Origin of the sequence: Micromonospora sp. WMMA1976 (assembly GCF_027497335.1) — a bacterium.
In the GTDB taxonomy this organism is placed as follows: domain Bacteria; phylum Actinomycetota; class Actinomycetes; order Mycobacteriales; family Micromonosporaceae; genus Micromonospora; species Micromonospora aurantiaca.
Window position 1 is genome coordinate 1167824 of record NZ_CP114912.1, and the last position, 13850, is coordinate 1181673.

14 protein-coding genes are annotated in these 13850 nt (G+C 72.9%); 11 read left to right on the forward strand and 3 right to left on the reverse strand.

Annotation, left to right across the window (positions count from 1 at the left end):
- Positions 1-55: 55 nt before the first annotated feature.
- Positions 56-1225 carry an alkaline phosphatase PhoX gene (locus O7546_RS05590; protein WP_281600571.1) on the forward strand — a complete coding sequence of 390 codons (1170 nt, stop codon included), beginning with the start codon at positions 56-58 and terminating at the stop codon, positions 1223-1225.
- A 10-nt stretch (positions 1226-1235) separates the two neighbouring features.
- Here O7546_RS05590 and O7546_RS05595 read toward each other — a convergent pair whose 3' ends face one another.
- Positions 1236-2078 (reverse strand): YhjD/YihY/BrkB family envelope integrity protein, encoded by an 843-nt coding sequence (locus tag O7546_RS05595; RefSeq protein ID WP_194799743.1) that lies wholly within the window; start codon positions 2076-2078, stop codon positions 1236-1238.
- Between the two features lie 51 nt (positions 2079-2129).
- On the opposite strand from O7546_RS05595, the gene O7546_RS05600 reads away from it, so the two are divergent.
- The 7 genes from O7546_RS05600 to ispG all read left to right on the forward strand — a co-directional run bounded on the left by O7546_RS05600 (position 2130) and on the right by ispG (position 9191).
- The gene (locus tag O7546_RS05600) at positions 2130-2675 is read left to right on the forward strand and encodes a GNAT family N-acetyltransferase (protein WP_281600572.1); all 546 of its coding nucleotides are present in this window, start codon (positions 2130-2132) and stop codon (positions 2673-2675) included.
- A 62-nt stretch (positions 2676-2737) separates the two neighbouring features.
- On the forward strand, positions 2738-3967 hold the full coding sequence (locus O7546_RS05605; RefSeq protein WP_194799745.1) for a PP2C family protein-serine/threonine phosphatase: 1230 nt from the start codon (positions 2738-2740) through the stop codon (positions 3965-3967).
- A gap of 75 nt (positions 3968-4042) precedes the next feature.
- Positions 4043-4516, forward strand: a complete 474-nt coding sequence (locus O7546_RS05610; RefSeq protein ID WP_194799746.1) for a YcxB family protein — start codon at positions 4043-4045, stop codon at positions 4514-4516.
- A 113-nt stretch (positions 4517-4629) separates the two neighbouring features.
- Positions 4630-5418 carry a Uma2 family endonuclease gene (locus O7546_RS05615; RefSeq protein ID WP_194799747.1) on the forward strand — a complete coding sequence of 263 codons (789 nt, stop codon included), beginning with the start codon at positions 4630-4632 and terminating at the stop codon, positions 5416-5418.
- Positions 5419-5547: 129 nt separating this feature from the next.
- Positions 5548-6762 (forward strand): 1-deoxy-D-xylulose-5-phosphate reductoisomerase, encoded by a 1215-nt coding sequence (gene dxr / locus O7546_RS05620; RefSeq protein WP_269696296.1) that lies wholly within the window; start codon positions 5548-5550, stop codon positions 6760-6762.
- A complete protein-coding gene (locus O7546_RS05625) occupies positions 6759-8006 on the forward strand; it encodes a site-2 protease family protein (protein WP_194799749.1) in 1248 nt (415 codons plus the stop codon). Before dxr ends, O7546_RS05625 begins: the two co-directional genes overlap by 4 nt.
- Positions 8007-8015: 9 nt before the next feature.
- A complete protein-coding gene (gene ispG, locus O7546_RS05630; protein ID WP_013474403.1) occupies positions 8016-9191 on the forward strand; it encodes a flavodoxin-dependent (E)-4-hydroxy-3-methylbut-2-enyl-diphosphate synthase in 1176 nt (391 codons plus the stop codon).
- Between the two features lie 57 nt (positions 9192-9248).
- Here the strand turns inward: ispG and O7546_RS05635 are convergent, their stop codons facing one another.
- The gene (locus tag O7546_RS05635; RefSeq protein WP_281600573.1) at positions 9249-9923 is read right to left on the reverse strand and encodes a helix-turn-helix domain-containing protein; all 675 of its coding nucleotides are present in this window, start codon (positions 9921-9923) and stop codon (positions 9249-9251) included.
- 128 nt (positions 9924-10051) lie between these two features.
- Here O7546_RS05635 and O7546_RS05640 point away from each other — a divergent pair, with 128 nt between their 5' ends.
- Complete coding sequence (locus tag O7546_RS05640) at positions 10052-10870, forward strand: class I SAM-dependent methyltransferase (RefSeq protein ID WP_194799752.1); 819 nt, start codon at positions 10052-10054, stop codon at positions 10868-10870.
- A 48-nt stretch (positions 10871-10918) separates the two neighbouring features.
- Here O7546_RS05640 and O7546_RS05645 read toward each other — a convergent pair whose 3' ends face one another.
- A complete protein-coding gene (locus O7546_RS05645; RefSeq protein WP_194799753.1) occupies positions 10919-11506 on the reverse strand; it encodes a helix-turn-helix transcriptional regulator in 588 nt (195 codons plus the stop codon).
- Positions 11507-11627: 121 nt separating this feature from the next.
- On the opposite strand from O7546_RS05645, the gene O7546_RS05650 reads away from it, so the two are divergent.
- Both O7546_RS05650 and O7546_RS05655 read left to right on the forward strand, forming a co-directional pair.
- Entirely contained in the window at positions 11628-12854 is a 1227-nt protein-coding gene (locus tag O7546_RS05650) for an MFS transporter (RefSeq protein WP_194799754.1), read from the forward strand.
- 64 nt (positions 12855-12918) lie between these two features.
- On the forward strand, positions 12919-13758 hold the full coding sequence (locus O7546_RS05655) for a DUF4081 domain-containing GNAT family N-acetyltransferase (RefSeq protein ID WP_194799755.1): 840 nt from the start codon (positions 12919-12921) through the stop codon (positions 13756-13758).
- Positions 13759-13850 lie beyond the last annotated feature (92 nt).

Consider the following 13850-nt stretch of genomic DNA (forward strand, 5'->3'; position numbering starts at 1 on the left):
GCATTTCCGTCCTACCGTCGACGGGACACCCACCGCCTCCGGGAGGTAATCCCCGATGGATCGTCGTACCGTCCTGCGTGCCACAGCCGTCGGTGGCGCCGCCGCTTTCGCCGGTGGTCTCTGGGCCGCCGCTGCCGCCCCGGCCCAGCCCGCCCAGCCCGGTCCCGGCCCGTACGGCGACCTGCTGGCCGCCGACGCCAACGCCCTCCAGTTGCCGGCCGGGTTCACCAGCCGGGTGATCGCGCGGTCCGGGCAGCGGGTCGCCGGCACCTCGTACACCTGGCACCCCGCGCCCGACGGCGGCGCCTGCTTCCCGTCCGGCGACGGCTGGATCTACGTCTCCAACTCGGAGGTGCCGCTCGTCGGCGGCGCCTCGGCGGTGCGGTTCGCCGCCGACGGCGCGATCGCCGCCGCGTACCGGATCCTCGGCGGCACGAACGTCAACTGCGCGGGCGGGCCGACCCCGTGGGGGACGTGGCTGTCCTGCGAGGAGGTGCCGCTGGGCCGGGTCTTCGAGACCTGGCCCGAGGGCGGCCGGGCCGGCGAGGAGCGGACCCGGATGGGCCGGTTCAAGCACGAGGCGGCGGCCTGCGACCCGGTGCGGCGGGTGGTCTACCTGACCGAGGACGAGGGGGACGGCTGCTTCTACCGGTTCGTCCCGGACACGTGGGGCGACCTGCGCACCGGCAAGGTGCAGGTGCTGTGCGCCCCGGACGGCCAGGTGACCGGGCCGGTCACCTGGCGGGACCTGCCGGACCGCGACGGGTTCCCGGTGCCCAACCGCTACCAGGTCGCCGCGGCGCAGACGTTCGACGGCGGCGAGGGCTGCTGGTACGCCGACGACACCTGCTGGTTCACCACCAAGGGGGACAACCGCGTGTGGGCGTACGACGCGGTGAACCAGCGGCTCGACCTCGCGTACGACGACTCGCTGGTGCCGGCCGGAGCCGCGCCGCTCACCGGCGTCGACAACATCACCGGCACCGCCGGCGGTGACCTCTACGTGGCCGAGGACGGCGGCAACATGGAGATCAACGTGATCACGCCCGCCGGTGTGGTGACCCCGTTCCTGCGGCTGCTCGGGCAGTCCGAGTCGGAGATCACCGGGCCGGCGTTCTCGCCGGACGGCAGCCGGCTCTACTTCTCCTCGCAGCGCGGCACCAGCGGCGCCCGGGCCGGGACCGGCGGCATCACGTACGAGGTGCGCGGCCCGTTCCGGCGCTGACCTGCAGCCGTCAGGCGCGGGCCGCCACCCGGGCGGCCCGCCACCGGCTCGCCGCCAGCGTCGCCGAGTAGCCGGACAGCACGATCACGTGGAACAGATAGAGCCACAGCAGCACCGCCACGCCGCCGCCGATCTCGTCGAACCCGCCGAACGGCACGCCCAGGTCCAGCGGCAGCGAGCAGAACAGCACGAACCCGTGCAGGAAGCCGGACAGGTTCGCCGCGGTGAACGAGCCCAGGCCCACTGTGACGAGCCAGTCCGGGGAGGCCGGGCCGACCACCCGGAACACCCAGATCAACACCGGCGTGAGCACCAGCCACACCGCCAGGAACGACAGCACCACGCCGAGCGCGCCGATCCAGCCGCCCTGGCGTACCAGCCGGGTGGTCATCGGCAGCCCGAGCAGGATCGACAGCAGCAGCACCGGGGCCGGCGCCAGCAGCGGGAGCAGTAGCAGACGCCCCCGCCAGCCGACCAGCGCACCGGACTCGGCGCGCGGCTCGGCCACCGAGACGAACGCGCGGCGCAGTCCTTCCCCGTAGAGCGAGGCAGGCAGCAGCGACGCCAGCGCCAGCAGCGGGGTCAGCCCCAGCCCGGCCTCGACGAGCGCGGCCGCCGCCCGGTGGGCGCCGATCTCGGTGGGTAGCGTGTCGATCGCGTACCCGGTCAGCCGCCGCACCCGGTCCGCCCCGGCGAGCAGCCCGGTCAGCCAGATCGCCAGCAGCGCCACCGGCACCACGGCGATCGCGCCGTAGAAGGTGATCGCGGCGGCGTGCAGCGACAGGTCCCGGCCGCGGACCGGCCGGAACGCCGCAGCCGTGATCCGCTTGGTCCGCTCCCACCCGTCGCCCATCGCCCTCTCGTTCCCCGTATGCCACCGCGCCACGCATTACGATCCGGCGGCATGACGATCGCCACGACCGACCGGCTGGTGCTCCGCGACTGGACCGAGTCGCCGGACGACCTGGCCCGCATCTACGACATCTACTCACGGGACGAGGTGATGCGCTGGCTGGGCGGCGGCAAGGGGCGGATGACCGACCCGTCCGAGGCGCGCGAGCGGGTCCGGATGTGGCACGAGCGCTGGGCGCCGTACGACGGTCGCTGGGGCCTGTGGGCGATCGAGCCGCGCGACGGCGGACCGGTGGCGGGGAGCATCCTGCTCAAGCCGCTGCCGGGACGCGACGGCGTCACGCTGACCGACGACATCGAGGTCGGCTGGCACCTGCACCCCGACGCCCAGGGCAACGGCTACGCCACCGAGGCGGCCCGCTCGGTGCTGGAACGCGAGTTCGCCACCGGCACCCCGAGGGTGTACGCGGTGGTGATGGCCGGGAACGACCCGTCGATGGCGGTGGCCCGGCGCCTCGGCATGACGCACGTGGGCGTGCGCACCGACTGGTACGGCGGTGCCGAGGTTGAAACGTTCGTCCTGGAACGTCCGGCCTGAGCCGTGCCGTTGGCAGTTCGCCCTCGGCCTCCTACGGTGGTGGGGACACGGGGGAGGCACGGATGGTCGACGGTGGCGACGCAGCGCGCTGGCTGCACCTCCACGCCGCCCGGGGCGGTCCGGACGACCTGTCGCTCCTGGTGAACCGGGTCGCGCCCGCCATCGGGGCCACCGACATCGTGATCTACCTGGCCGACTACACGCAGTCCTCGCTCGTGCCCCTGGTCGGCGCGGGCGCGCCTCGGGACGAACTCACGATCGAGACGACGCTGGCCGGCCGGGCGTTCACCGGCCTCCAGGTGCAGCGCGCTCCCGACCGCCCGGACCGGCTCTGGGTGCCCCTGCTGCTCGGCTGCGAACGGCTGGGGGCACTGGAGATCGTGTCGTCGCGCGCCGGCGACCCGGCGCTGGACCGGCCGGCCTGGGAGGTTGCGGTCGCCGTCGCTCAGGTCCTGGTGAACCGCCGGCTCTACGGCGACGTCGTGGAACGGATCCGCCGCCGCCTGCCGATGCAGGTCGCCGCCGAGACCGTGTGGGGGCTGCTGCCGCCGCTGACCTTCGCAACGGACGAGCTGGTGATCACCGCCATCCTCGAACCGTGTTACGACGTCGGCGGGGACATCTTCGACTACGCGCTCAACGGTGACGTGCTCAGCGTCGGGCTCTTCGACACCTGTGGGCACGGGATCAAGGCGAGCGCGATGGCCTCGCTCGTGGTCAGCGCGTACCGCAACGCCCGGCGTACCGGTCTCGACCTGGTCGACACGGCGATCAGCATCGACAGGTGGGTCCGCTCCGAACACCCCGGCCTGTTCGCGACCGCGCTGCTCGCCGAACTCGACCGGCGGACCGGCGTGCTGCGGACCATCAACGCCGGCCACCCCGGCGCCATGCTGCTGCGGGACGGCAAGGCCGTCCGGGCACTGCCCGGACCGACCGCGCTGCCGCTCGGGCTGGGCAACCTGTCGACGCGGCGCCCGCGGGCGCACGAGGAGGCGCTGCACCCGGGTGACCGCATCCTCGCCTACACCGACGGCATCACCGACGCCCGGGGCGACGACGGGGAACGGTTCGGGCTGGACCGGCTCGTCGACTTCGTCGAGCGTGCCCTCAACGAGCGGCTGCCCAGCCCGGAGACGATGCGCCGGCTGGTGCGCGCCGTCCTCGCCTACCAGCAGGACCAGCTCGACGACGACGCCACCGCGCTGTTCCTGGAGTGGCAGCCCTCGCACCTGCCGTTGGAGCACCTGGAGCACCTCACCGCGCCCGACGGGACGATCGCGTCCCCGTAGCCTCATCCCGCAGCGACAGCCCCGCCTGACCGTTCGGCGGAGATCGCCGGGCGTGGGCGCGGTTTACCGTACGTCGTGCTGATCGAGTTCGAGGCCGCGCCCGAGCGGGGGCCGTTCACCGTGGCGTGGCGCCGGCTCCTGCGGGGCGTGGTCCTGCCCTATCGATGGGTGGGCGGCACGCTGGCGCTGCTGTCGGTCTTCACGCTCGTCGTGGAGCCCCGCCTCGTCGCCGCTGCGCTGGCGGGTGGGGCCGTGCTCTGCTGGTTCCTCGCCCCGGCCGTGATGCTGCACCGTGCGGTGGGGGCGGCCTGGCAGTGGGGCTCCGTTGCGGCCCGCTGGAACCTCTCGGACGAGGGGTTGCGGTGCGAGAGCCCGGAGGGCCACACGCTGGTGTGGTGGTCCGCCGTGTCCGCCGTCGAACAGGTCCACGGCCAGTTGCTGGTGCGACTGTCGGGAGGGCGAGCGCTGATCGTGCCCTTGGCAGAACTCACGCCGCAGCAGAGACAGGACGTTCTCGCCTTCCTCCACGACCGGACCTTGCTCGTCTGAGCGCGTCGGTTCGCCACCGGGACGCACCATCTGTGCGAGCGACGGCACGAGAACGGGTGAAGCTCGACTCCGAGCATCCGGCTCGGCCTGGTCGAGGAGAAAGGGTGTCTTCGGTGAGCGGAGGCACGTCGAGTGACGCGGAGCGGAGTCCCGTCCTGCCCGGCACGGCTGCCGTCCCGGCCGGCGAACTCGCACGCCGCCAAGGTGCCGAGCCGGTCACCAGCCTCGACGATCTGGCTCGTCCGGACCTGATCGGGTCGGACGAGGAACTGGAGGTTCTCCTTGCCGACCTCGACGCCTCGCGGCATCGGGACCGGCCTGACCGCGACTCGTCCGGTAGGTCGTTGGATCTTCTGGGGTGCCTTGACCAGCCCTGGACGGCCGCGGCGGCACTCGACCTGCTGCCGGAGAACAACGGCCCGAGGATCGAGGTGCTGCGCGGCTGTGTGATCGTCACGCCGGGCAGCGGCGTCGACCGGCGTACGGCGCATCTCCATCTCGCGTACCTGATCGGGAGGGCGGCGCGGGCCGCCGGCCGGTGGGGCTGCCGGTCCGTCAACCTGGTCTCCGCTGACGACCTGTTCATTCCCGATCTGGCGGTGCTGCGACACCCGGCCGGTGGTCTCCGCGCCGTCACAATCGAGGACGCGCTGCTGGTGGGGGAGATCGCGCCGTCAGGCGTGATCGACAGGCCGCGGGAGTACGCGACCGCCGGTGTGCCGTACTTCCTCCGGGTCGACCTGCGTAACCGGGTGCCGGCGCTTGCCCTCTACGAACTGGTCGACGGCGAGTACCGGCCGCTTGCGGCCGCGGCCGCCGGTACGACGTTCGTGATGCGGCAGCCGTTCGAGTTCAGCGTCGACCCGGCCGACCTGCTCGACGAGGAGGCGCCGCAGGCGTGATCGACACCAGTTCGCCGAAGTGGTGGCATCGCGGCGCCTGGGATGCCGCCACCTCGGCGAAGTGGAGTCGATCATGTCGCCGGGCACTCCGGGACGAACCGGGGTGAGGCGCTGGGGAACAATGGTCCGGTGACCACTCCCCGAGATCTCGTGCTGCTCGGCTCGACCGGCTCGATCGGCACCCAGGCCATCGACATCGTCAAGCGCAACCCGGACCGCTTCCGGGTGGTGGCCCTCGGCGCGGGTGGCGGCAACGTGGAGTTGCTCGCCGCGCAGGCGCTGGAGCTGGGCGTGGAGGCGGTCGGTGTGGCCCGCGCGTCCGCCGCGCAGGATCTTCAGCTCGCGTTCTACGCCGAGGCGAGCCGGCGCGGCTGGGCCACCGGCGACTTCAAGCTGCCGAAGATCGTGGCCGGGCCGGACGCGATGACCGAGCTGGCGCAGTGGCCGTGTGACGTGGTGCTCAACGGCGTTGTCGGCTCGCTGGGCCTGCCGCCGACGCTGGCCGCGCTGCACGCCGGTCGTACCCTCGCCCTGGCCAACAAGGAGTCCCTCGTCGCCGGCGGCCCGCTGGTCAAGGCCGCCGTCTCGCGACCGGGGCAGATCGTCCCGGTGGACTCCGAGCACTCGGCGCTGGCGCAGTGCCTGCGCGGCGGCGTCCGGGGCGAGGTACGGCGGCTGGTGGTCACCGCCAGCGGCGGCCCGTTCCGGGGGCGGCGGCGTGACGAGCTGACCGCCGTGACGCCGGAGCAGGCGCTGGCGCACCCGACCTGGAACATGGGCCCGGTCGTCACGATCAACTCCGCCACGATGGTCAACAAGGCGCTGGAGGTGATCGAGGCGCACGAGTTGTTCGACGTGCCGTACGCCGACATCGAGGTGATGGTCCACCCGCAGTCGGTGATCCACTCGATGGTCGAGTTCACCGACGGCTCCACCCTGGCCCAGGCCAGCCCGCCGGACATGAGGCTGCCCATCGCGCTCGGTATCGGCTGGCCGGACCGCGTGCCCGGCGCCGCCGCGGCTGTCGACTGGACCACTGCCCACACCTGGGAGTTCTTCCCGCTCGACGACGCGGCGTTCCCGGCTGTCGCGCTGGCCAAGGCGGCGGGCGAGGCCGGGCGCTGCCGCCCGGCGATCTACAACGCGGCGAACGAGGAGTGCGTGGCCGCGTTCGTCGCGGGCCGGCTGCCGTTCCTCGGCATCGTCGACACCCTCCAGCGGGTGCTGGAGGACGCACCCGATTTCGACGAACCAGGTACCGTCGAGGACGTGCTCGCCGCCGAGTCGTGGGCACGGGCGCACGCCCAGGAGATCATCGTCGGGTCGGTGGAAGGAGCTCGATGAGCTATCTGCTCGGGGTGGTGCTGTTCGCCCTGGCGATCCTCATCTCGGTGAGCCTGCACGAGGCGGGGCACATGCTGACCGCCAAGGCGTTCGGGATGAAGGTCACCCGCTACTTCGTCGGCTTCGGCCCGACCCTGTGGTCGTTCAAGCGGGGCGAGACCGAGTACGGCGTCAAGGGCATCCCGCTCGGCGGCTTCTGCAAGATCGTCGGAATGACGCCGCAGGACGACGACGTCGAGCCGGGGGACGAGAAGCGCGCCATGTGGCGCTACCCGGTGTGGAAGCGGACGATCGTGATGTCCGCGGGCTCGATCACCCACTTCGCCCTGGCCCTGATCGCGCTCTGGATCATCGCGGTGTCGGTGGGGCTGCCGAATCCGAAGTTCCCCAGCACCGAGGCCGGCTTCCGGGCCGAGCCGGCGGTGATCGCCATCGCGCCGTGCGTGGTGGTGGAGAACGCGGCCCGCGCCTGCGAGTCCGGCGACCCGGCCAGCCCGGCCGAGAAGGCCCAGCTCAAGGACGGCGACCGGATCACCGCGGTGAACGGCAAGCCGGTCTCGACCTGGGGCGACATGCTCGACGTGGTCCGGGCCACTCCGCCCGGCACGGCCACCGTCGCCTTCGTGCGCGACGGCAAGCCGGACGAGGCGCGGGTCGACCTGGCCTCGGTGCAGCGTCCGCCGCTGGACGACCCGAAGGGCGCCGCCTCGGCGGTCTCCGCGCTCGGCGTGGCGCTCTCGCCCACCACCCCGACCCGGGTCGAGTACGGCCCGGTCGCCGCGTTCGGCGCCACCGCCGACTTCACCGGCACGATGGCCGTGCAGACCGCGCACGCCATGCAGCGCATCCCGCAGAAGGTGCCGGCGTTGTGGAACGCGATCACCGGCGGCGAGCGCGACGTGGACACCCCGATCAGCGTGGTCGGCGCCAGCCGGCTCGGCGGCGAGGCCGTGGAGAACAACGCCTGGCTGGTGTTCTTCATGCTGTTCGTGTCGCTGAACTTCTTCATCGGCGTGTTCAACCTGCTGCCGCTGCTCCCGCTGGACGGCGGCCACATCGCCATCGCCTGGTTCGAACGGGCGCGGTCCTGGCTCTACGCGCGCATCGGCCGTGCCGATCCGGGGCGCGTCGACTACCTCAAACTCATGCCGTTCACGTACGCGGTGATCCTGATCGGTGGCGCGTTCACGCTGCTGACGGTCACCGCCGATGTCATCAACCCCATCACGCTCTTCTCAAGGTGAGTGCCTGAAGTGACCGCTGTCAGTCTCGGTATGCCCCCCGTACCGCCGCCGCCGCTGGCCCCGCGCCGGGCCAGCCGCCAGATCATGGTCGGTTCGGTGCCGGTCGGTGGTGGCGCGCCGGTCTCGGTGCAGTCCATGACCACCACCCTCACCGCCGACGTCAACGCCACGCTTCAGCAGATCGCCGAGCTGACCGCGTCCGGCTGCCAGATCGTCCGGGTCGCCGTGCCGTCGCAGGACGACGTGGAGGCGCTGCCGGCGATCGCCAAGAAGTCGCAGATCCCGGTGATCGCCGACATCCACTTCCAGCCGAAGTACGTCTTCGCGGCGATCGACGCCGGCTGTGCCGCGGTGCGGGTGAACCCGGGCAACATCCGGCAGTTCGACGACAAGGTCAAGGAGATCGCGCGGGCCGCCGGCGACGCGGGCGTGCCGATCCGGATCGGCGTGAACGCGGGCTCGCTGGACAAGCGCCTGCTGGCCAAGTACGGCAAGGCCACCGCCGAGGCGCTGGTGGAGTCGGCGCTGTGGGAGTGCTCGCTGTTCGAGGAGCACGGCTTCCGGGACATCAAGATCTCGGTGAAGCACAACGACCCGGTGGTGATGATCCGCGCCTACCGGCTGCTGGCCGAGAAGTGCGACTACCCGCTGCACCTCGGCGTCACCGAGGCGGGCCCGGCGTTCCAGGGGACGATCAAGTCGGCGGTGGCGTTCGGCGCGCTGCTGGCCGAGGGGATCGGCGACACCATCCGGGTCTCGCTGTCCGCCCCGCCGGTCGAGGAGATCAAGGTCGGCAACGCGATCCTGGAGTCGCTGGGCCTGCGCGAGCGTGGCCTGGAGATCGTCTCCTGCCCGTCCTGCGGCCGGGCGCAGGTCGACGTCTACAAGCTGGCCGAGGAGGTCACCGCCGGGCTGGAGGGCCTGCCGGTGCCGCTGCGCGTCGCGGTCATGGGTTGCGTGGTGAACGGTCCGGGTGAGGCCCGCGAGGCCGACCTGGGTGTGGCCTCGGGCAACGGCAAGGGCCAGATCTTCGTCAAGGGCAAGGTCGTCAAGACCGTGCCGGAGGCGCAGATCGTGGAAACGCTGATCGAGGAGGCGCTGCGGATCGCCGACGAGATGGGCGCCGAGATCCCCGAGGAGCTGCGCGACCTGGTGCCGGGCGGTGCCACCGTCACCGTGCACTGATCCACTTCCGCGTTGTCGTGCGGCCGTCCCCGGCAGGGGGCGGTCGCACGCGGCGTCTCAGGGCCGGGGCACGGCGGCGAAGGGGGAGAGGGTGAACCAGCCGGGCGCGGCGCGCCGCAGCGCCTCCGGCCCGGTCACCTCCACCGCGCCGCCGCGCAGCGCCACGGCCCACTCCAGGTCGCCCATCCAGACCTGGACCAGGGCGCGCAGGTCCGCCGTGACGGTCACCGTCACGGCGTGCCCCGGGTCGATGTCGCAGACGTCGGCTTCGCCCCCGGCGATCACCATCCACCAGTCGCGCTGCGCCGTGGGCACGTCCCGGAAGCGGAACCGCACGACGGTACGCCCCGGCGGGACCGCGTCGTGGTCGACGTGCCGGTGCATGTCCCACAGCAGCAGCTTCGGGTCCAGGTCGGCGTCGCCCAGTTCGCCGATCCAGCGCACGCCCCAGGCACCGAGTGCCTCCAGCACGGGCCGCAGCTCGCGCCCGGCGGCGGTCGGGACGTAGCGCACGTCGACGCCGTCGACCCGCCGCTCCACCACCCCGGCGCGGACGAGCTGGTGCAGCCGGCGGGACAGCAGCGTGGGTGACATCCGGGGCAGGCCCCGGCGCAGCTCGTTGAAGCGTTCCGAGCCGCTGACCAACTCCCGGACCACGAGCAGCGTCCACCGCTCGTCGAGCAGTTCCATGGCCTTCGCCACGGGGCAGAACTGGTGGTAGGAGGCCCCCATGTCGGGCACGCTACGCCCGGCCCGGCGGCCCGGCCAGCGGCCTGTCGGGAGCGGTACAGATCTCGTACTGGGGGCCGGGTCGTCCGCTGCCTAGCGTCCTGTGCAGGGACGACTGTGAGGAGCGACAGATGATCGAGGAACGGGAACAGGACGCCGCGGTGAAGGCCCGGCACCGCGCGATGTGGGCGATGGGCGACTACGCCGCCGTGGCCGCGCAGGTGATCCCGGAGCTGGGGGCGACGCTGGTCCGGGCCGCCGGGGTGGCGCCGGGCATGCGGGTGCTGGACGTGGCGGCCGGGACCGGCAACGCGGCTCTGCCGGCGGCCCGGGCCGGTGCGGAGGTGGTGGCGGGCGACCTCACCCCGGAGTTGCTGGCGATCGGGCGGGCGGAGGCTGAGCGGGAGGGCTTGGCGCTGACCTGGGAGGAGGCGGACGCGGAGGCGCTGCCGTACGCGGACGGCGCGTTCGACGCGGTGCTGTCCTGTGTGGGTGTGATGTTCGCGCCCCGGCACCGGGCCGCCGCCGACGAGGTGCTGCGGGTGTGCCGGCCGGGCGGGACGATCGGCCTGGTCAACTGGACCCCGGAGGGCTTCGTGGGCCAGTTGTTCGCGGCCATGCGGCCGTTCGCGCCGCCACCGCCGCCGGGCGCGCAGCCGCCCCCGCTCTGGGGCGACGAGGACCATGTCCGGGAGTTGTTCGGCGACCGTGTCGACGCGCTCCGGCTGGGGCGCGACGACGTGGTGGTGAACCGGTTCGCCACGCCGGAACAGTTCCGGGACTTCTTCGCCACCCACTACGGGCCCACAGTGGCGGTCTACCGGGCGAACGCGGGCGATCCGGAGCGTACGGCGGGGCTCGACCGCGCGCTGACCGACCTGGCGGCCCGGCACCTGGACGGCGGCGTGATGCGCTGGGAGTACCTGCTCGTCACCGCTCGCCGCGCCTGACGGCACGCCGGTCGTCGTCCGGCCGGCGTGCCGTCGCGGCGGCGGTGCTCACTCGGACTCGGCGAGGATGGCGTAGAGCTTGCGCCGGGTCTCGTCGAGCACCTGGGCGGCCCGGGCGCGCTGGTCGTCGGTGCCGGTGGTCATGACCTGCCGCAGCGCCTGCATGGCCTGCGCTCCGGCGTCGCGGATGTCGTGCCAGCTGTTGACTGTCTGCTCGGCGAACTCCGCCCAGGGCGGGGTCTGCGCCGCGTCGGCCGCCTCGGCCTGCCCCGCCTCGGTCAGCGCGAACCGCTTGCGCCCGCCCTCGGAGTCGGCGGCCGTGGCGATGACGCCCTCGTCCTCCAGCAGTTGCAGTGTCGGGTAGATCGAGCCGGGGCTGGGCCGCCAGGCCCCGCCGGTGCGGGAGTCGATCTCCTGGATCATCTCGTAGCCGTGCATCGGCCGCTCGGTGAGCAGGGCCAGCACGGCGCCGCGGACGTTCGGCCGCCGTCCGCGTCCCCGGCCGCCGCGCCCTCGCCCGCGACCGTGCGGTCCGGGGGAGAAGGGCGGCGGACCCGGGGGTACGGGCGGGAAGCCGAAGCCGCCGTGGCGGCGCATCTCGTCGTGCATGGCGTGCATGCGTCGATGGAAGCCCATCGGTGTTCTCCTTCTGTAGTCGCATCACTGATGCATCAACGATATATCGGCAATGCATCGCCGACAAGACGTCGCGAAAACCGGACTGAAAACCGTACGTACGTATTGTTAGGCTGCCGGTGTGCGCCTGCTTCCCGAACCGGGCCCGTCCCGGACCCTCGCCCTCTCCACGCTCGTCAACACCGTCGGGCGGGGCACCTGGCTCACCGCCAGCGCGCTGTTCCTCACCCGGTCGGTCGGGCTCACGGTGGCCCAGGTCGGCGTGGCGCTCACGCTCACCGCGCTGGTCAGCCTGGTGGCGAGCACCCCGATGGGCTATCTCGCCGACCGCCTCGGCCCGCGCGGGCTCCAGATGGCCGCGCTGCTCGCCTCGGCCGCGTGCACGACCGCCCTGGTCTCGGTGCGCTCGTTCACCGGCTTCCTGGTCGTCGGCATGCTGATGGCGGTCGCGGACGCGGGCACCCGGGGCGCCCGCGGGGCGCTGATCGCCGGCGCCGTACCGCCCGACCAGCGGGTCCGCACCCGCGCCTACCTGCGCGCCGTCACCAACGTCGGGATCTCGGTGGGCACCGTGCTGGCCGGGTTCGCGCTCGCCGCCGACACCCGCAGCGCGTACGTCACGCTGATCCTGCTCGACGCCGCCACGTACGTGCTGGCGGCGGCGGTGCTGCTGCGGCTCCCGCCGGTGCCGCCGATGCCCGCCCCGGCGCACGGGCCACGGCTGATCGCGCTACGGGACCGCCCGTTCCTCGCCTTCACCGTGCTGGACGGGCTCATGTCCATGCACTTCTCGCTGATCAACATCGCCCTGCCGCTGTGGATCGCCGGGCACACCAGCGCACCGAACTGGCTGATCTCCGTCTGCCTGCTCGTCAACACGGTGGTGGTGATCCTGTTCCAGGTCCGCGCCTCGCGGGGCACCGAAGACCTGACCGGCGCGGGCCGGGCCGCCCGCCGGGCCGGTGTCCTGCTCGCCGCCGCCTGCGCGCTGTTCGCCGCGGGTGGCGGCGTCCCGGTGGCGGTTGCGGTGCCGCTGCTGCTGGCCGGCGCGCTGGTGCACGTCGTGGGCGAGCTGTGGCACGCCGCGGCCGGCTGGGGCATCTCCTTCGGCCTGGCTCCGGCGCACGCGCACGGGCAGTACCAGGGCGCGTACGGGATGGGCATGCAACTCGGCTCGATGGTCGCCCCGGTGGTGGTGACCACGCTCGCGATCGGCTGGGGCGTACCCGGCTGGCTGGTGCTCGGCGTGGTGTTCCTGCTGCTCGGCGCGTTGGTGCCGCCTGTGGTGCGGTGGGCCGCCCGGACCCGGCCGCCCGCGCCCGAACCGGTGCCGGCGGCGGCCGGCTGAGGGCCGTGCGGCAGGTGCCCGGTCGGCCCGCGCGCGCCGGGGTGGATCTGGCAGGCTGGTAGTCGTGCTCACGGTGCCGGTACGCCAACTCGGGGAGTCGGAGCGCCGCGCGGTCGAGCGGCTGCTCGACCTCGACCCGTACGCCGGCGCGCAGGTCGCCGAGCGGGTGGCGGCACGCGGTCTGGCCTGGTGGCGGGCCGAGGCGCGGATCCTCGGGTACGGCTCCCGCCGGCACCTGGAGTCGATCTGCTGGCTGGGCGGCAATCTGACCCCGGTGCTCGCGTCCGAGTCGGCGGTGACCGCGTTCGCCGACCAGTTGAGCGCCGAGGAGCGGCTCTGTTCCTCGATCGTGGGCCGGGCCGACGCGGTGCTCGGGCTCTGGGACCGCCTCTCCGCGCACTGGGGGCCGGCTCGGGACGTACGCCCGAACCAGCCGTTGCTGGCGACGGACGCGCTGCCCGCCGTGGCGCCCGACCCGCACGTGCGGCGGGTGCGCGGTAACGAGGTCGACCGGCTGTTCCCGGCGGCGGTGGCGATGTACACCGAGGAGGTCGGGGTGTCGCCGCTGGCCGAGGACGGCGGGCGCGGCTACCGGCGGCGGGTGACCGAGCTGGTGCGCGCCGGCCGTGCCTACGCCCGCTTCGTCGACGGGCGGGTGGTCTTCAAGGCGGAGCTGGCAGTGGTGACCCGCCGGACCGCGCAGGTGCAGGGCGTCTGGGTGGCGCCCGAGTGGCGCGGCCGGGGCATCGCCACCGCCGCGATGGCCGCAGTGGTCCGCGACGCGCTGGAACGGGTCGCGCCCACGGTGAGCCTCTACGTAAACGACTTCAACCTGCCCGCCCGCCGGGTCTACGAGCGCTGCGGCTTCCGCCCGGTCGGCACGCTCGCCACAGTGCTGTTCTGAGGATCACTCCCGCCAGGCGTCCCGAACCGGACACCCGGCGCTATGCTGGGCATGTTTTTATACTGACTAGTCAGTTCGGAATTCGGGAGCGG